Genomic DNA, 20,001 nt, shown 5'->3' on the forward strand with positions numbered 1-20,001 from the left:
AGTAAATAAGGTTTATCAGTATTGTAATACTACTTATCGCAACTTGGGTAGATTTGATAGAAATACAAGTATTTTCAGGTGCGTCAGACTGCATAAAATATGTAAACAATATGTATAGCTGTAGACAAGTAGTTAGGACATCTATTCATAATAAAACTCTCACGACAATAAGGTTTTACTCCTGAATTCTTTGAGGTTTAGCATTACTAAAACCCTACTTACGTCTTTTGATGGCTATAGCTATAAATAAGCAAATTGGTTACCCGGTGATATATGACGCACCCTATTAATATGCTAGTTGCGTAATTCCTATCATGTCTCAATGACAATAAATAGGACGCACTATTCGGCTACAACTTGTTTTAGCTTTTCTATTTCAGATGCAGTAGGAATAATCCATTGTTCAATATTCAATTCATTTAAAATATCTTTTCCCTTGGGATTTTGATTCATTTCTAAAAGAACTGAAGTCAAACTTTTCTGAATTTGAGTTGCTTTTGGCGCTAAAACAAGCTGATGAAAAACTGTTTTTTGTTCGGAAGTTCCTATATATTTCACCAGACTTTTTGTGGTTTCTCCTAATTCTTCATAGGTATCCTTATAAACAAAACCTAAAGATGCGTCATTTTCCTGATTAGCGACAGCTTTAACCACCGCTAACCAACTAGGTTTATCAATCACTTCTAAAGGTTTAATTCCTTGACTTTCCAAAGCATTTAAACCTACTTTCGTTGCCAACATACTCATCACACTCAGCAATTTAGCACCTTGAAAAGATGCAAGAGAAGGATTATTTAACTCATTGTGAGCAATAAAAACCACCTCATCATATAAATTACTGGAACGAGCTACAGAAATAAAATTGTTGTTCAACAAAGTAACGGAATCACCTGGATTAGCATAAACGATATCAGCATCATTCATTTTTTGCCGAAATTCCTGAAAATCCATTGCTAATTCAAAATGAACTGTTGCATGAAGATTAAGACTTAGATACTGTGCAAATCTAAACCAACGATCTGGTTTTTTTGCTGTATCATGGGGGCAAACCATTAAAGTTAGTTTATCCATTGTTAACTTTTCCTTAAATTAACAGAATCACATTGATTTTTGTGTTCTCTTTTCTGTTGTAATCGGTAAATTTTCTCAATTGTGATTCCTGTGACAAAAGTTCATATAAAGTATGAAAACGACTCAAATGTTTACGTAAAATTAATTCACTTTCTGTATTAGTTTATACAAACTTAGCGGGCATCTTGCCCGCAACACAAGACTTACAGCTATTTTCAGGTAAATAAACCACATTTTGATTTAGGTTTCGCGTCAACAATGTGAGGATGATAAAATTTAGCTGTATAACAGCTTTAGGTCAAACCTAAAGCACCACGAGTCACACCTAATTGATTTTGTAAAAGTTGATTTTGTAACTTTAATGTTTTCCACAGTTCTGAACCTGTGATTTCTCCTTTGATAAGTTGTTGATAATAATGTATGGTTTCCTGTACTTGTGCTGGTGTTTCGTTGAGAAATTCAATTCTCAAATGTTGCAAACCCAAACCTATTAATTTTTGTACGTATTCTGCCCCAGTTTGAGCAGCACCATTGTATACTGTATTTCTACATCCTGCGTCTGCTTTGAGGATGTGTTCACTACCTACCCTGTCTCTAATTTTGACCTCGTGTTTTTCGCATGGTCTACCGCAGTTAGTGTAGTCTGTTCCTTCAGAAAGAAAAGCACAAAAAACGCAATGTTCCATGTGAAACATAGGAATATGTTGATGTATTGTCAACTCCAAAAATTGCGGTGCATAACTGGTAATTAAATCTGCGATTTGGTTAATATTTAAGTCATAGGATGCAGTTAACCTTTCTAAATTAAACCGCTTAATAAAATAATCTGCGGTGAGAGGATTAGCAACATTTAAGGAAAAATCCCCAATACATCTTTCCCCTGCAAAATATTCTAAATGGTCGTAATTTCTAATCAAATAACCATCAGCTTGGGAGTCTTTCACCTGTTTTAAAATCCAACTTTCTCCCGGTTTAGTAATGCGGGGTGGTACAACAAAAATACTTGTTGCTTTTTGAGATTCCCTGGATATTTTGACCGCTTCTTTATAATTGCGCGGGTCTTCAAATTCACAGTATATTGTTTTAATATCTGCGGTTAATGCTGCTTTGAGTTGTTGAATATTTCTCACTAAAATTATCAAAGAAACAGAAGGACTTTCTTCAACCTTCTTACCTTCGTGTCCTTTGTGTACTTCGTGGTTAATTACTCTCTTAATTATACCTGAATTTTCATTAATTAAATCCTGCCATTTTGCACTATGATTTAATTGCCAAAGTTTGGGTTTACTTCTTAAATGCTCCAACTTAGCAACTATTTCGCGACGCATTTTATTTAACTCACTTACAGGTAATATTGCCTTACCAATGATTTGATTTTGCAAACTTGCTAAATGAAAAGGTGTATTTCCTAAACGTCCAAATTGTTCCTTTAATTTTTCTGATGTTAAAGGTTTAGTATGTGCTTCTTGTAATAATATCTCTGATTCAACCTTAACAATATTACCCATTTCATCCTGGGAAATAGCTATTAATTTATCTTCCACTTCCCCATAGACATCTATATTAATAGGTCTAGTAAATTGGGGATATTCACCTTCATAACTTTGACGAATTTGTTTATCTAATTCTGGGTCACTGGTTTTCCAAACTTTATCACCTATCTTGATTTTATAAGGGTTTAAATTATTTCTCCCAAAAGTTAAAATTACTTCTTTACCTTTGGATATAACTTCATATATTCTTCCCCCTTCTTCTTTCGCTTCTGGGTGTCCACTATCAAACACTACCCCATCACCAGGTTTCACAGGTGCGGCAATTTTCACGGTTATTTGTTCATTTTGAATGCGGGTAACTTCTCCTAAATAAACACCGCGTTTTTTACCGAAGTTTGCGTGAACTAATTCTTGATTATTTATTCCCTCAAACCAACCCGTATAAAGTCCGCGAGAAAAGGCCATTTCTAAATTATATCTATCCTTTTCTTGAATATTATTAAAATTATTAACTCCTGCTATTTCATCTAATGCTTTTCTATAAACTTGAGTGACATTAGCAACATATTCTGGTGTTTTTAATCTTCCTTCAATTTTTAAAGAAGTCACCCCAGTTTTTACTAATTCTGGTAATACTTCTAAACCTGATAAATCTTGCGGACTGAGTAAATATTTTCTATTACCTAAATCTACAAATTTACCATCTGCAATTAAATGATATGGCATTCTACAAGCTTGAGCGCATTCACCTCTATTTGCGGAACGTCCTCCTAATGCTTCGCTGGTTAAACATTGTCCAGAATATGCGACGCATAAAGCACCATGTACAAATATTTCTAAGGGTAAAATAATATTTTTTTCCGATATTTGTTGTTGAATTTTATTGATTTCTTTAATTGAACATTCTCGCGCTAAAACTACTAATTGACATCCCAAAGATTGAGCAAAATTCACACCAGCAGCACTGGTAATAGTCATTTGGGTTGATGCGTGAATGGGAAAGTCTGGGGAAAGATGACGAATGAGACGACAAATACCCACATCTTGGACGATAAGAGCATCAACACCCGCAGAAATGATGTTTTTGAGGTAAAGCTCTGCTTCTGTCAGTTCTGAGGGGAAAATTAGGGTATTGAGGGTGATATAACCTTTGACTCCCCGCAGGTGCAGAAATTCCATTAATTCGGGTAAGTCTGCAATGGTGAAATTATCTGCTCTCATTCTGGCATTAAATTTCTCTAAACCAAAATAAATTGCATCTGCACCATTTTCGACTGCTGCTGTTGCACATTCCCAGTTACCCGCAGGTGCTAAGAGTTCGGGGAGTTTGATTTTGGTGGTGGTTGTCATTTTGATAAGTTAGTTTTTATGTGAGTTTATTGATTGTATCTAAATTGGGGTATGGTTTGACTGCATAACTCGATGATAAGGCAATAATTTTATCTGCTAAATCGGAAAATGTTGTTTTAAATTCTTCTTGCTTTTTTTCATTATTTTCTTTTACTATACCTTGCTGGTTTAATTGTTCTGGCGTAAGTGCATAAACTGGTATAGCGTGTTTTTGTGATAGAGCAATTAAACTATTAAAGTCAGAAATTTTTGTCATCGTAAAACTACCATTCATACCCTGCCCAGTATAAACTTGATTAGGTAATAATAGATTATTTTGCTCCAGAACAGGCTTTAACTTATTCGTAACGATATTCTCTATTTTTTCTATCCATGTTTGAAATGCTTTTATTTCTTTACCATTCCTAATTCTATGGTTTTGAACTATAGTACCTAAAAATTTCAACTTAAATTCAGGAAATGGATAAGTAGCTTCTTTTAATATGGGGTTTTCGCTCGCCATTCTTGCCCAAGCGCACCATTTTGGTAATATTCTAGATAGAGAATCAATTGCCATCACAGAGAAGAAATCAGCAGTCATAGGTACTAAGAAAAAGTCACTTGTCATCAGTAAATTTTGATTGATAGAGCCTAAACTGGGACTCATATCAATTAAAATATAGTCAGCATTGAATTTATTAGCTGTCTTTTCCAAAAGATCAGAAATTGCACCCGGCAAATTTTTGAGTGTGTGAATTGAACCACTTAGTTCTTGAGCAATACCTAATGTTACTTCGTATTCACCAAAGCCCACATGACCAGGTAATAAAAATAAACCTTCTTGTCCTTCTATGGGAATACAATCTACTGCTTCAATAGCTCTTGGTTGAGATTCAAAAGCAGGTGCTAAACCAGTTTTAATATTAGAATGTGTATTGTAGATATTTTCTATTCTCGCTTCATCTTCTTCTGTTTCTTCTTTTAAAGCCATACCTGTAAGATTACATTGAGGATCTGTATCCACAAAGATGACTCTCTTACCTTTTGCTGCAAGCATCCAACCTAAGTTAAAGGTAGTGGTGGTTTTGCTAACACCACCTTTATGATTAAATAAGGCGATTTTTTGAACCATTGTAATTATTTTGGTAAATGTCTGATTGGAAAATCTGTATTACTTAGTATAGCCTAAGTAAATTATTTAGGACTTAATACGCTCAAAACATTTGTAATAATTGAACTCTTATCTATTGCTGTTATTAAACTAAATTAAAATAATATTAACCAGCAATGATTAACCTATATCCATGCTAAAAAGATCCTTTCAAGAAGCTTTCATTTAACATAAAACCAGTGCTGGCTTGACTATATTTATTCTTTTAAAAATGGCTCAGGTCGGATTTGAACCAACGACCCCAGGCTTATGAGTCCCGTGCTCTAACCAACTGAGCTACTGAGCCAAACGTTTCATCAACATTAATTAATATAGCACACTATTTTGACTGTGGCAATGACCAAAACAAATTTTTTGCCAAATTTTTTCTTCCATATAGCCTTAGACAGAGTAGTTAGGACATCAATTAATAATTAAACTCTTACTCCTGCCTCCTGACTCCTGACTTCTGACTTCTGACTCCTGACTCCTGCTAGATTTCCAAAATAAAAGAGGGAGTCAAACTCCCTCCACAAACAAGACAATTACTAAATTAACCAGCAGCCAAGTATTTACAGGCGTGCCTGTGTCCGTGATGGCAAGAAAGCAATCGGGTTAACTGCGCCCTTACCTGCGGGGTGAACTTCAAAATGGATGTGGGGACCTGTGCTAAAACCAGTGCTACCCATCGCTGCAATGGTTTGTCCTTGTTCCACTTCTTGACCCACTTGCACTAAAATCCGGCTGTTGTGAGCATAGCGGGTCAAGCTGCCATCAGGATGGCGGATATCAACCAAGAGTCCATAACCACCGTTGTTCCAACCTGCTCTTTCTACCCTACCGGCAGACGAGGCGTAAATTGGTGTACCCACGCCGTTAGCAATATCAATACCTCTGTGCATTCTACCCCAGCGCCAGCCATAGCCAGAGGTAAGCACACCCTTAGCAGGCCAAATATGCGCGGTGGAAGAGGAAGGCTCTGTAGGTTCTTCAACAGACTTAGGCAGATATAAATCTACTGCTGCCAAAGGTGGTAAAGCTGGGGATACTCTGGTTCCGCGCAAGTTACCCAAGGAGTCACTAGAGTTGACACCAGCGGTAGGTACGTTTAACCTAATGCTAGAAGAACTACCAGAGGAGTTACCAGGTAAAGCTGTTTGCCTTGATAGGAATTGGGGGTTAATTGGCTCATTATTGGGTCGAGCCGCACTTACCAAGGGCTTAACCGGTTGTTGACTATAGCCTGGTTGTATCGGCTTGGGTACAGAAATTGATACCGCATTCAGTTGAGCATTAACTGGAAAATTTGTTTGATTATTGGCTTTCTCCACCACAACGGGGACTGGTGTATTTTCAGTTTCATCCACGTTAGCCACAGTTACACCAGACTTTTGAGCGCGGTATTTTTCCCTTAGTCTTTCAATTTCGGCTTGCAAGCTGCGGATACGCTCAGGACCTTTGAGCTTTGCTGTTTTTTGAGGTAGTTGTTGCTCTGTTGGTGTTTCTGTCGCAATATCCAGTTGTGAATTATCACCACCCACTGCCAAGGAATTAGTAGCAGTGAATTCAGTTTCTGCGGTTAGCGGCAGTTGATTCCCAGCTACAGGTACGGGAATAGCAACACTGCTGTTGTTCCTAGCGACTGGTGACTGTTTGACTACAGGTACGGGAATGGCAACACTGTTATTGTTGCTTTCCACTGGTGACTGTGGAATCAGAGGTAGATTAGCTTCTGGATCAAGTTTACTTAGAGGAGAAACAGCAAGTTTGGGATTGCTGCTAGGCCGGATGAAAGTAGGACTGATTGCTACAGTTGGCTGAGTGTAACTGGTACGCTCTGCTTTAGCTGTGGGAATAATCAGTTTTTGACTGATTTGCAACTGGTTGGGATCATCGAGATTATTAGCTTTGATGATATCGGAAACAGAAGTCCCGTAATTATCAGCAATCTCGGCTAATGTGTCTCCGGGTTTAACTTCGTAGGTTGTAGCTGCGGATTGCGCGACAATTGCGGGTGCGGGTGCAGGTGTTAATGCTTTCTGCACTGGCGTACTTGTTTGTTTATCCTGTTTTAACCTGGATATCAGGTCGGCTTGGTTAGCATCTATCACCTCTGACGACTGTACTGGCAAACTGTTATCAGCTACAGTTGTTGGTTGTGCTACGTCAATACCAGTTTCTGATAAGTTATTGGTCTCATCAGGCCGCAACTGGGCAAGACTATTTCTTAACCGGTTGGATTTTTCCTGTAAGCGATTGATTGCGAACTCTTGCTGCGCTTTTAGTTGTGCATTAACATCATTGCTAACTGGGTTTGCTGATTCTACTATTAAGACTGGGGATTGAGAATCAGCAACACCCTGATTTTGAGAAAATTGCGATTCTGTCTGGGACAGTGGTTGTTCTGTTTGTAACCGAGATTGAACTGAGTTGTTATTCAATCCCTGCTCTACTTGGGGTTGCAAGTAGACAGCATTTTTGTTAGCTTCTGATGTTTGAATTTGTACAGCCATTTCCTTGGCTGCAACTGGCCATTTAGCTTCAAGCCCAGGCATTTGCGAAACTGCTGTTGGTTCCCCGACAATGACAGGATTTTCAGGCACGCTCGCTGAAGGGACGGCTTGGGACTCCAGCTTTGTGGCCGCAAATTTTATCTCAGTGTCAGAAGCAGCAGGAATTGTTGAGGCTGCTTTTTGACTGCCAACAGGCGCGGCTGCTTGGGCTTGATCGCTTTGTCGAGTCACCAAAAGGCTGGTTGCGCCCATTGAGATTGCCAAGCCAATCATCGCGGCTTGGGTTCCCGCTCGGCGGTTTGTTTTGTGAATTGTCTCATTTGACGGCTCGATCACGACACCATCGCTGTTGGGAGTATTGTTTAACACAGCCTTTACTCTCTTTTTCAATGCTCGTTTCAAAGACGACCTCCTATGATCACGCTTCGCTTAACTGATCTTGATTTTTCTGTTGGATATTAATCCATAATTTGAGATCACATCAAACGATAGATCAAGATCACATTTACCAGAGATACTTAGGCAAGATTAACCTGCTTCTCTGATTTAGACAAGTTCACACTTGTTAGTCAACCTTAAGGTTTTTGCGTTGAATTGTCTGTTTTCACTCCTCACAAAACCCAGGATTTTTCGCTCTTGACAGTTATGCCTGATGCTCATGCTTTCAAAGCGGGGACTGGACAAATCTAATAGCTTTGATCCCGTCCACTATCGCTGTTAGCATTTGCTCTGCTGCAACTTTGAAAAAAACGATGTTCCTGCTGTAGATATTTTCTAAGTTTTTTTATCTAATCAGTCTTATCAACAGGAGACTTTACGGCTTTTATTTCCTAAAAAACAACCGTACAAATCTGCCGCAGTTTCTGATATGGTTGATTGTATTTCATAATACAAATAGCTAAGATGCTTGACAGTAAATGCTTTGATGATTTTACCTCTGACAGAGATAAAATTTCAATTCACTAAAATCTATCACTGTCTCTTGGCTTGGAATCAAAGTTTCTATACAAATTTCTTATATGACCATCTTTGGACTCAGCAGTTTTTTTATCTAGGTTGATTTAGTATATAAGTGTTGTTACATCTAAACCTCACTTCAGTAATAATACTTAAATAGTTAAGTGGAGAATTTGCTTCTTTCCTGACTAATTCAGTCTTTATAAGTAAAACCTAACTAACTATTGTAGATACCCTAACTGTCGTCGGCATTCAAACAAGCCAATAGCCACACTTACGGATAGATTCAAGCTGCGAACGCCGGGTTCGTACATGGGTATGTAGAGGGTGGAGTGACAGACATTGAGAACATCTGGCGGTAAACCTGTGGTTTCACTGCCAAACAATAACCAATCATCGGTTTGATACTGGTAGTTAATATAGTTAAAACTGCCACGAACGCTAAACCCCAATAATCTGCCGCCTCGCTGTTGATGGACGATTTGGAATGCTTCTGGGGATTCATGATAGTGCAGTTTGACGTAAGGCCAGTAATCTAAACCTGCTCTTTTGAGGTAGCGATCGCTAATTTCAAATCCTAATGGACCTACCAAATGCAATTCTGTCCCTGTAGCGGCACAAGTACGGGCAATATTGCCTGTATTTGGGGGAATTTGCGGGTTAACTAAAACTACCTGGGGCATAAGACAAGTCAAAAGTTAAAAGTTAAAAGTCAAAAGTCAAAATCCAGTAGAAACCAAGGAAGATACTGGGGTTTATGAGTATATCAGAGAAAATATACCTAAAAACACATATAGACGATATATAGGTTTTGTTAATAGGCATGAACCACTAGGGACACATTAGATTTTTAAAACAAATAAGGTCAAGGAGGCAGGAGAATTTTAGATTTTAGATTTTAGATTGGATTCATGAAATACAATCCAAAATCCAAAATTGTCTCCCCAGTCACCACTAGGTGACGACAGAGGAACACAATAATTTGCTTTCTAGTTCTTGTTCCCGTTCTTGGGTAGCAATGATGGCTTGTTTAATGACTTGCTGGGCATCGACACCAAGTTTGTGTAACTGTAACCATTGTTGGGCTTCGTTGCCTTCACGGAGAATTTTCTGTAAGGGAGACAGGAAACAACCGAAGCCTTGTTGTTTGGCTATGCCCCAAACTTCTTGATATAGCTGGTTAATCCAATCTCTGGCGAGTATGGTACTACCATCTTGCCAATGTTGCAATTGGGCATCAAGACTGGATGTGGCTGCTGCCATTTCATTTTTAGCGGTTATGTTAATTAGTTCTTCAGGTGAGAAACTGCTTTGGGTTAAGGGGTCAATATTGGGGTTGTCAATGATTTGCAATAACCGCGCTTCTAATAAGGCTGTAATTGCTAATAAGGAAATAGGATCAGTTACTAAATCACAAATTCGCAATTCTAAGCGATTTAAATCATAAGGACGGTGATCGCCATTGGGTCTCACTGATGTCCACAAATGTCGGACATTGTGCATTTTTTTAGCTTTTAACTGTGCTTCCACCCATTGAATATGATGGTCATGACTGGCAAATAGAGGTACATGACTGGGAGTTTGGGGGAAGAGTCCCCACCGGGTAGAATGATAACCGGTGGCTTTACCATCTAAAAATGGTGATGAGGCGCTTAGGGCAAGGAAAAGTGGCGCTTCTATACGGATAATCCGACAGGCACGCATTAATATTTCCGGATCGGAAATGCCAATATTAATATGTACGCTGGCGGTGACAACTTTTGTCCCGTAGGTTTGCTCAATGTAGTCATGATAAGGGTTAGTGAGGTCAGAACGGTAAAAGCGATCGCTTCTTCCCAAAGACAGGGTACTCCCTGGTATCAATGTGTAATTGTTTAACCGCTGCAAATATTTCCGTAACTGCTGACGTGGGCGCAATAAGCCACATAATTGATTTTCGTAACTGGTGGAAGCTTTAGTTATGTATTCTACGTTGCGGCTATCTGGCTCTCGCATAAATCCCTGTAAATCCGCAACAATTTGGTCGGAGAGACCAACTATTTCACCTTGAGGTGTGCCAGTATACATCTCAATTTCAAAGCCTTTCGTTAAGACCACTTTATTTTGCTCCTTGGCTCTCCTAATTTTAATAAATAAATTGTATCAAATTTAACGATTTTTTGCATCTGGGGATTGGGGATTGGTGATTGGGTAGTAATTTCTAATTACGAATTATCTATTACCTATTACCCATTACCTATTACCCAATTATGAATTACTCATTATTTTTGCTCTTGCAGAATTGATGGTTGCATCAGATAAATCACATAATGCTGCTAAGGAAATTCTGCCTTCATTTAATAAGGAAGTTACCCTAGTTGATGCTGCTTCTGATATGCGCTTACCGCTACGAATTTGAATTTTAAATTTATCAGCCATACCATCGAAAATCACCAAAAGAGATATATTTTTCCAAATAATTTGTGTAGGTTGAATCACCTTAAAAGCAGTGACTATTTTTCCTGCTTCTGGTACATGAAATGTTAATCCTGAATTTTGAATAATCTGCTGTATTCTTTCCAAAGGTAAAATAGAGATATCAATATTTATATGTTCTATTTTCACTAAGTTGGCTAAATCAGGTAATTTCATAGAGACATCATGATTTAAATCTTCGTTTTTACAGGTAAGTTTACCTTCTAAAAAATCGGTAACTGCATAAATTTCCACTGTATAAGCCGGCAGTGGTACTGTACCTTTTTCATAAAATAATTGTCCTTCTGGGGTAACGGTAATAGGTGATTTCAATGCCAAAGTTTGTAATGATTGAAGTGTGGAAATTGTACTGTGAACAAATACAGGATCAAGTCCCAGGATAGATGCTAATTCATCTCCTGTTGGTGGGGGTTCAAATTCCAGTCCAGCACGGATGATAAACTCTTCCATGACATTAAATGGACGTGGTTCTTTAACTGTTAATTCTAAGGTATTTTTACGCAAACTATAGCGAAATTGACGGGCTGCAAAAACTGATAATTGGGGATTTTCTGTTTCAATTTCGGTGACTATATTTTTGAGATGCGGATCAATATTTCTATCAACAGAACCAGGAAACATCAATAAAACCTCCATGACGAGTGGCGAGATTTGCTACTTCTGAATACATTCGACCAACTTTACCAGAGTTGCTGGTAAATAAATCGTGACAACCAACAATTACTAATAATTCTTGAGCGCGAGAAAAAGCGACGTTTACCCTTTCTGGTTTTTTAGCAAATCCCACATCTCCTAAAGGATTATTCCGCACCATACTCACAATTACAACTGGTCTTTCCATACCTTGAAATCTATCAACTGTACCTGTTCTAATGTGCAATGATGGAAAAAGTTCCGGTTGTAAACGTTCATCTATTTTTCGCAGTTGAGCGCCATAAAATGTAATAACTGCTATTTCTTTTTTAGGTTCACCATTAGCAACTCTAGAACGCCAAGCATTTTCAAAATCTTGACAGATTTTTTCAATGACATCTACTTCTTGGGGATTAAAAAATGATGTTCCTAATTTTTCTTCTGCAAATTCATCTTCTCTAGGCGTTGTCACCCACACTAAATGATGTTCTGGTTTAATGATTTCACCTGCTAAATTATGGGCGCGTTTGCTATCTGGTTCTAAAATGCCACATTCTAATTTACCATCATAAAACTGATTGATTGCTCCCATAATATTGGGGTGCATTCGATATTGGGTATTGAGCATTTGTTTAATGCTATTATCGGCATTTTCAAACTGAAATTTAAATAAGGATTCTTCGAGAAATCCCATTTCTTCTCTAGAATGTCCCATTGTTTCTGCGACTTCTTCTATTGTGTCAATTTCTAGCATTGGTGGTAGTTGTCGGTGATCTCCTACCATGACTAATTTTTTGGCTTTCAATGCGGGGATAACTAATTCTGGAGGTGTACATTTACTTACTTCATCAATAATGACAACATCAAAATATTTAAATTCTTCCGAGAAATTGTAATTTGCAGCTTGCACGCAGGTGATACCAACGACGTTAGCATTATCTAAATAAATTTGTCTTAAATCGTTACTATCTCTTTCTGAAGGTTGACGTAGTTTGGTAATCCAATCTTGGACAAAGTTTTGATATTTCCGCAAATAATCTTCTTCATTTTGTAGTTGTTGTTGCCAAGGATCAAATTGTTGTTTTATCTGCTGCAAAAATTCCAAATTCAAGAAATCTGTTTCTGTGGTTTTGGGCTGAGGTTTAAATTGATCAGGTATTTGTTGCCAAGTCATCTCGCACCAATTTTTTTCTATGATTAAATCATTCGGGATCTGGGATTTTAATTTTTCTTCTATTTCAGTTAATTTAATTTTTGCTTTTTCAAGTTTTTGTAAAGAGGTTTTGCTGGTTTTATTTATTTTTACTAGTTCCTCTTTTAAAGATTCTTGAATATTCTCGAATACTGAGAAAGCATCTAAGGAGGAATTTAAATCATCCAGATGAGTTATGCAAGTTTCCCAAAGCTGCACTTGTTTCTCAAATTCTTGATGCTGTTCCCAAATATTTGCTTGTTTTGCTAAATATTGTTGTGTGAGATTTCGTAATTTTACAGGTAGCTGTGGTTGTTTATTCAGCTGTTCCAAAATTTTTACAACTCTTTCCAGCAGGAAATTAGCATCTTGACTGGCTTTTTCTACCTGAGTTTGAGTTGCCAATATTTGTTCTTGGGTAATTTGATTATTTGGAGGTTGATTTAACTGTTGTTGTTTGTGCAAATTATTAAGTTGTTGCTCTGCTTCTGTTTTTAATTTGAGAACACATTGACGAGAATTAGCAAGAATTGTATCTAATAATTCTTGGGTAATTCTAGTTAAAGTAGAATCCAGGTTATTTAATTCATAAGATGCACTGTAGGTTTGTTGCAGTTGAATTAAAAAACTCTGGGCATTTTCAACTAATAATTGACGTTGTTTTGTAGTGAGTAATTGATACTTTTGAAACTGTTGATATGTTGCTTGCCATTTTTGGCGATCGCTCTTTTCCAAGAATAAGAGAATTTGACTAAAATTTTGCTGCATAAAATAGCTAAAATTATGCTTTTTACCCCTTCTATCAGTACAATTACCATCAATTTCATAAGACAATGCTTTGATTAGTAATTCCCATTCTGGTAATTTAATTTGGTAATTCTTTGGTAAGATTGGTAAGTTTAAGTTTTTAGCAAACATCAATAAACCCAGTGGTAAATGCAGCATTTCTTCAGTCAATAATAAATCAGATTGCTGGCAATTTTCCAAAACTTGGTAAAGATGGGAATATGCTGTAGTTTTCCACTCTTTAACTGCTGCGATAATATAATCAATTTCTCGTTTACGGTTTTCCCAATTTTGAATGGTTGGTTGTAGCTTTTGCTCCTGATTAATAGACTTTTGATACTCTGTTTGTAACTGATGTAAATAGGCTGATTTTTTTTGGAAAACCTGTACTAATTTCGCTAAGTCTGACATAGCGATAGTTGCATCATAAGCATAGGTGAATGTTGATTGAAATCCGGCAATTTCCTTGGCTATGGTTTCCCGCAACCAGACAGCTAAACCGAAGGCATCACCCACAGGACAAATAACCCCCAGTTCATCGGTATACTTAATAGCTTGATTGACTTTTTCCCGAAAATCTCCTACTAGATTATTTTCTAATGTATAAGGTTGCAAACGGGGTAAAAAATCTTTAATTTCTGGCTCATCCCAATTGATATTTTGTGGTTTATTGATAATATCTTTTAACCCATTAATTAAAGATTCAATTTCATTTTTATGCTCAAGCAATTCATGATAGACAGTTTCTTGAGTTATGTAAACATTCTCTAATTTTATCTTTTCATCTTTTAATTTCTTTTGTTTCTGATTGACTTTTTCCACTAATTTTAAGTAATCTGTAAATCTTTTCGATGTTGTTAATAGCTGCTGAAGAATTTGTATATTTTCTCTGTGTTGATTGAGATTATTTTCACAGTCATTAGCAGTATTTTCTAACCATCTGTTAATTACTTGGTCTTCTAAAAATCCTTGTCCTTCTTCTCCAACTTTTTCAGCTTTTCCTTTTCTGACAGCGCGGATAACTGGATTGTGAACTAAGCGACTTAAAGCATTATCAACTGCTAAATTAGCTTGAGAAGTAATTAATGTGCGACCACCACGCAAAGCTATTTGATAGCAAATTTCGGCAATTACAGTCGTTTTACCTGTTCCTGGTGGACCTTGAATCAAAACTAAATCTTCTGCTGCCATTACCTTCTCTACAGATGCTTTTTGACCTGAATTTGCAGCAGATAATAACAAATCTTGTGGTTTTAGTTTAACAGTTTTTTGAATAGGTCTGGCTTGGGAAGCGTCAAATAAGAAATCTCCTAAATATGGGTTTTGTGTCCGTCCTTGTTTTAATTGTTCTAATGCTTTTTCTTTACGCTTAATTTGTTTAATATCACCAGCAGCATCAAAAAATAAGTATCCTTTTGTTGGTATTTGATAATTTTCCGATGCTATATATTCTACTAATTCCCGCTCAAGTCTGATGTGAATAAGATTATTTCTGTGGTCAATTTTTTCAATATTTCCTAATTGACGACTAGTGCGACGAGTTATTTCAGTAGGTACAGAATCAGAAAATTTGATATCTTGATTTTTTGCCTGTTTTACCCTTTCCCAAAAGTTTTCTACATCTAAATAATTCTCTTCATCACCATCAAGGGTAGCTGAGTTAATATCAATTTTTAAGGCGATTTCTTTTTGTTTGCAGTCATATTCGGAGTGGAAAAATTTGACACAAAATTGTCTGGCTTTAGCAATACGTTCTTCAATTTTCAAAAAAGCTTTCCATGCTTGTAGTTGGTCTTCGGTGGGTATATGATTACCGCATATTGGCATTTTATTTATTTGTGCCAATCTCTGGGGAGAAATATTTATAGGCTCATAATAATTAGGAACTAACTGCAATGGTAATGGTAAAGCATAAGCGTCAATTCTTCCTCTTGATAGTGGTAATAAATAAACTGAGAGAATTTTTAAACCACCAGTACCATTTTTTTTCACTGCGGCTCTCAATCCTAAAGTTTTATTTAGTTCTTTCAATCTTTTGGGTAGTTGAAACTCACTGTCATCTGAAGCAATGGTTAAATCCCAAATTTCCTCTCCTGTATCTTTTCCCTTACCTTGACGGCGAAGATAAAATAGGCAAGTTTTTTTACCTATACATTCAAAAATCAATTCATGAGCGCGTTCTTTTTTTTCTCGAAAGTTGGAATATGATGTAACTGCTTGTTGTCCTTCAAAGCTACGAATTAAGTTATCAATTGTGGAATTTAATAAGCTATAGCCAAAGGTTTCTGAATTGTTTATTTTCACTAATTTCTGTTGCATGGATGTCCTGATTGTTTTTGATTTCACACCAAGAGGAATAAGGTTAGAGATAGTTTTAAAGATGAAACTGGTGATAAACCTGACTGGCGGCTCGATGTAATAAAGAATGTCTCCAAACAAGAGATTTCATATCATCAGCATAACCACCACCAATCACGCAAGCCACTGGATACCCAGCACTGACACAGGTTGTTAAAACCTGCATTTCGCGGCGAAAAATTCCAGTGTCGGTGAGAGATAATTTCCCTAGTTTATCATCTATATGGGTGTCAACTCCAGCGTCATATAATACTATATCTGGCTTAATTTCTGTTAGCAAGTCTGGTAGGTAATTAGCTAGGGTTTGTAAATAAGCATCGTCTTCCATTCCTAGTGGTAATGGTACATCTAAATCACTTGTTTGTTTGGTACTAGGGAAGTTAATTTCGCAGTGCATGGAAAATGTAAAAACGCTTTGATCATTTTCAAATATAAATGCGGTTCCATCTCCTTGATGTACGTCTAAATCAACAATTAAAATCTTTTTAGCAAGTCTTAATTTTTGTAAAACGCGAGTAGCAATTGCTAAATCATTAAAAATACAAAAACCAGATCCATAATTAGGAAAAGCGTGATGTGTTCCACCCGCAGTATTACAAGCTAAACCTTGGTTTAATGCTAGTTTAGCCGTTAAGATTGTTCCACCGACTGCTACACAGGTACGATTTGCTAAAGCTGGACTCCAAGGTAAACCAATGCGTCTTTGTGCTTTTGCTGCTAATGTTCCTTCGCAGTAAGCTTGTACATAACTTTTAGTGTGGACTAATTCTATTAATTCTTGCGATGGACATTCAGGAGTGTGAAACTGTTCTGGATGTGCTACCCTGTCAGTCAATAGTAATTCATACAGTTGTCGAAATTTCGACATGGGGAAGCGATGTCCAGGTGGTAGAGGTGCAATATAATCTTGATGGTAAATAATTGGTAGATCCATTACTTAGGTGAAGTACACCAATAAATTTTGAGGTTAACTACTACTGATACTGAGAATTAAGTCTCAAAAATCAGTCTCCAACTAGATTGTCGTCAGCAAACAATTAATTTATTTGTGTTTTTCAAAGTAAGAAAAGTAACTTCTTTTTAGGTATAAATCGGATTTTAGTAAACATATCATCAACTATTTATCATTGCTATAATGTATCACATATTTTTGCTCGGATGATCATTATACATCAATTTCTCTGGAAAAACTTAGCGAGTTTAATTTGCTAATTGTTGATATCCTAATTTTCAGGTCAGCATTCAGCTTTTCGCTTCTAGCTATATTCCTGAGTTAACCATCGTTCTCAATCTTGACTCTTGTAATTTTCAACTGTCAATTCACTATCAAATATAACTATGATGCAATGGATTATACCTCTTATATTTATTCTAGTTGGCTTTCTGGCTGGCATAATTGGCGAAAAAGTTATTTTTAATAGAATTAAAAGCTTTGTTATTAAGCGACAAATTCCTGGAAGTGAGATTATATTTCAATCACTGCACAGAATGACCTTTATTTGGTTTGTTTTGGCAGGTTTTTTTTGGGCTATTCTTAGTTCTCCTGTTAAACCAGGTATTGCTAATGTTCTGCAAAAAATCATCACCATAATTTTATTATATTCTGTAACTTTAGTTTTAGCTAGACTGACTGCCGGTTTTGTCAATTTATTTGTTCAACGTACCGAGGGAGTTTCTACATCCCTGCTCTCTAATTTAGCTAAAACAATTGTTTTAGTTTTGGGAACATTAATTCTTTTGCAAACTGTGGGTATTGAAATTACTCCCATAGTTACCACCTTGGGAATTGGAGGTTTAGCTGTTGGTTTAGCTCTCCAAGACACCTTAGCTAATTTATTTTCTGGTTTTTATTTAGTTATTTCTAAGCAGGTAAGAGCAGGGGATTATGTTAAATTAGATGATGGTCATCAAGGTTATGTCACAGATATTACTTGGCGAAACACCACAATCAAGGAAATTTCTAATAATGTGATCATTGTCCCTAATTCTAAATTAGCTTCGGCAATTTTTACTAATTATCATCTACCTGCAAAAGAAATTACTTTAACTATGAATGTGGGTGTTAGTTATGATAGCGATTTGGAATTAGTGGAAAAAGTGACTATAGAAGTCGCTAAAGAAGTGATGCAGGAAATTGCACCAGAATTAATTCAGATTGAACCTTATCTAAGGTTTCACACTTTCAATGATTTTAGCATAGATTATACTCTTTATATGCGAGTCAGTGAATATTTTGACCAGCGCATTGGTAAACATTTGTTGGTGAAGAAGTTACACAAACGCTATCAACAAGAAGGTATTGAAATTCCTTTTCCAATTAGAGAAGTTTATATGCGTAGCGTTTAATTTAATTACGTATGATTTTGTATGGTTTTAGCAGTGCTAAACCCATACTGGAATCAGGAAAAAGATTCAAATACAAAAAACTCCTTGATATCCTTGAACTACTGATTTCTTGGGTGAGTATCTGTGTTAAAAATTGTGCTTTCCCTCACTGTCACCTCTCACCTTTTCTAACAGGTTTAACTGTATATTTGGAAGCAAAATCAGCAGTTTCACCTGCACTTACCATAGACCTATATAACAAGGCACTAACTTCGGCTCTGGTAGCTTGCTTGTCACCGTTTAATAATTTTACATTGGGATAGTTGACAATTACGCCATTTTCTGTGAGTGCGGCGATAAATTCGCGGTGTTCGCTTCTGATAGTATAAGCATCATTATAAATAGACAAAATATCTTTTGTAGAACCGCTAAATTTATAATTCAATCCTTTAGCTAAGGTAATTAAAACATCGAGACGTTTCAGTTTTTGTGTGGGGTTAAAGTTTCTGCTGTTAACAACTGTGAAAAAACCCATTTCGTAACTTTCACGAATAGCATTATAAGCCCAATAATCTGGAGGAACATCTCGAAAATTTATAGCTTTTCGTACTTTACTTTTAATAAATGTCTTTTGCAAGAGGGCTGCTAGTTGGGCGCGAGTAACTGGGGCGTTAGGGCGAAATGTACCATCAGGATAGCCATCAATGATTTCCATTGCTGCCAATTCGGCGATATAATCTTTAGCCCAGTAATCTTTGGGAATATCAGAAAAGTTGACTCGAATACCTTGAGCTACACCCACTGAGCGATATTTAGCTAATAACTCGTGAAGTTGAAATGTGGAGTTGTTACCGAGTTGGGTTAACTTTACCAAACTGCCAGGAATAGATGTTAAGGCTGGTGCTAATTTAGGATCATAGACGGTAATGGTTTTACCTGCTAGGGCAAACTCGCCTTCACTAAAGGTTGCAGGATAAACGCTGGTTTGAGCAACGTTAGCAAAACCCGCTGCTTGGTATTGAGTAATGTTGAGATTTTCGGAACTGGTGAGGAAGGTAACTTTTTGGTTTTTGAGTTCTGTGAAGTAGTCGTATTTGATAGCTGCATCTCTGTCAATGATGCCATCTTCGTTATTATCAACTCCATAAAAGACTCGCACTACTGGATCTTCAGTGGGATTGGCTGATAAAATCAGGTTTACTGTTGTATGATTAGGCAAACAAGCAAATTCGGTATAGCCAATAAAACGGTTTTTAGTATCATACAATCGGACAACAATGCGATCGCCCAATTTAAAACCATTGACAAATTTGGCTTTCTGCTTAATTTTATATTTGTAATCGCCTAAAAATCTTTCTTTGAGATATTTACCACCATATTTACCTTTAATAGATATCCGGGCAATTACTTCTGATATTTTACCACCTGGTTGCCAGATATATAAAGTAAATCCTGACTTTTCTCTCCTGGCAGAAGCAGTAGGAGTTGATGTTTCTTCCTCTTGAGTAGTTTCTTGTGCTAAAAGCTGCTGATCATTGATTGTTGATGGGATTGTAACAGATACAGCAGATAGTTGAGATGCAGCCAAGGTAGAATGTATTGGCGACAAGGCTATGAGAGAAACTGACGCTATCAGGACTTTCCTAGAATTAGTTAATCTACTTAAAATCATAGTATTTTATCAATTGATAATTGACAATTGACAATTGATAATTGTTT

11 protein-coding genes and 1 tRNA gene are annotated in these 20,001 nt (G+C 36.7%); 1 reads left to right on the plus strand and 11 read right to left on the minus strand.

Translation table 11 applies throughout. The annotated features are described in order from the left end of the window. Positions 1-342: 342 nt before the first annotated feature. The 10 genes from IQ237_RS14570 to IQ237_RS14615 all read right to left on the minus strand — a co-directional run bounded on the left by IQ237_RS14570 (position 343) and on the right by IQ237_RS14615 (position 16,891). Positions 343-1,071, minus strand: a complete 729-nt coding sequence (locus IQ237_RS14570) for a phosphate/phosphite/phosphonate ABC transporter substrate-binding protein (RefSeq protein WP_194056337.1) — start codon at positions 1,069-1,071, stop codon at positions 343-345. A 293-nt stretch (positions 1,072-1,364) separates the two neighbouring features. After that, positions 1,365-3,914, minus strand: coding sequence for a U32 family peptidase (locus IQ237_RS14575; protein WP_194056339.1), 2,550 nt, complete (start codon positions 3,912-3,914; stop codon positions 1,365-1,367). A gap of 16 nt (positions 3,915-3,930) precedes the next feature. Further along, positions 3,931-5,025, minus strand: coding sequence for a ParA family protein (locus tag IQ237_RS14580; RefSeq protein WP_194056341.1), 1,095 nt, complete (start codon positions 5,023-5,025; stop codon positions 3,931-3,933). A gap of 251 nt (positions 5,026-5,276) precedes the next feature. Then, a tRNA-Met gene (locus IQ237_RS14585) sits at positions 5,277-5,350 on the minus strand. A gap of 265 nt (positions 5,351-5,615) precedes the next feature. Further along, positions 5,616-7,925 (minus strand): peptidoglycan DD-metalloendopeptidase family protein, encoded by a 2,310-nt coding sequence (locus IQ237_RS14590; RefSeq protein WP_309225764.1) that lies wholly within the window; start codon positions 7,923-7,925, stop codon positions 5,616-5,618. Positions 7,926-8,734: 809 nt separating this feature from the next. After that, positions 8,735-9,196 (minus strand): tRNA (cytidine(34)-2'-O)-methyltransferase, encoded by a 462-nt coding sequence (locus IQ237_RS14595; protein ID WP_194056345.1) that lies wholly within the window; start codon positions 9,194-9,196, stop codon positions 8,735-8,737. Positions 9,197-9,467: 271 nt separating this feature from the next. Continuing rightward, positions 9,468-10,610, minus strand: coding sequence for a glutamate--cysteine ligase (gene gshA, locus IQ237_RS14600; protein ID WP_194056347.1), 1,143 nt, complete (start codon positions 10,608-10,610; stop codon positions 9,468-9,470). Between the two features lie 150 nt (positions 10,611-10,760). After that, positions 10,761-11,609, minus strand: coding sequence for a hypothetical protein (locus tag IQ237_RS14605; RefSeq protein WP_228020297.1), 849 nt, complete (start codon positions 11,607-11,609; stop codon positions 10,761-10,763). Further along, positions 11,590-15,918, minus strand: a complete 4,329-nt coding sequence (locus tag IQ237_RS14610) for an AAA domain-containing protein (RefSeq protein ID WP_194056349.1) — start codon at positions 15,916-15,918, stop codon at positions 11,590-11,592. The genes IQ237_RS14605 and IQ237_RS14610 overlap by 20 nt, the downstream gene beginning before the upstream one ends. Before the next feature lie 55 nt (positions 15,919-15,973). Next, entirely contained in the window at positions 15,974-16,891 is a 918-nt protein-coding gene (locus tag IQ237_RS14615; protein ID WP_194056351.1) for a histone deacetylase, read from the minus strand. A gap of 404 nt (positions 16,892-17,295) precedes the next feature. Here IQ237_RS14615 and IQ237_RS14620 point away from each other — a divergent pair, with 404 nt between their 5' ends. Further along, a complete protein-coding gene (locus IQ237_RS14620) occupies positions 17,296-18,303 on the plus strand; it encodes a mechanosensitive ion channel family protein (RefSeq protein WP_194056353.1) in 1,008 nt (335 codons plus the stop codon). Positions 18,304-18,454: 151 nt separating this feature from the next. On the opposite strand, the gene IQ237_RS14625 is transcribed toward IQ237_RS14620, so the two are convergent. Further along, positions 18,455-19,954, minus strand: coding sequence for an S-layer homology domain-containing protein (locus IQ237_RS14625; protein ID WP_194056355.1), 1,500 nt, complete (start codon positions 19,952-19,954; stop codon positions 18,455-18,457). Positions 19,955-20,001 lie beyond the last annotated feature (47 nt).

The sequence above is a fragment of the Sphaerospermopsis sp. LEGE 08334 genome (assembly GCF_015207205.1).
In the GTDB taxonomy this organism is placed as follows: domain Bacteria; phylum Cyanobacteriota; class Cyanobacteriia; order Cyanobacteriales; family Nostocaceae; genus Sphaerospermopsis.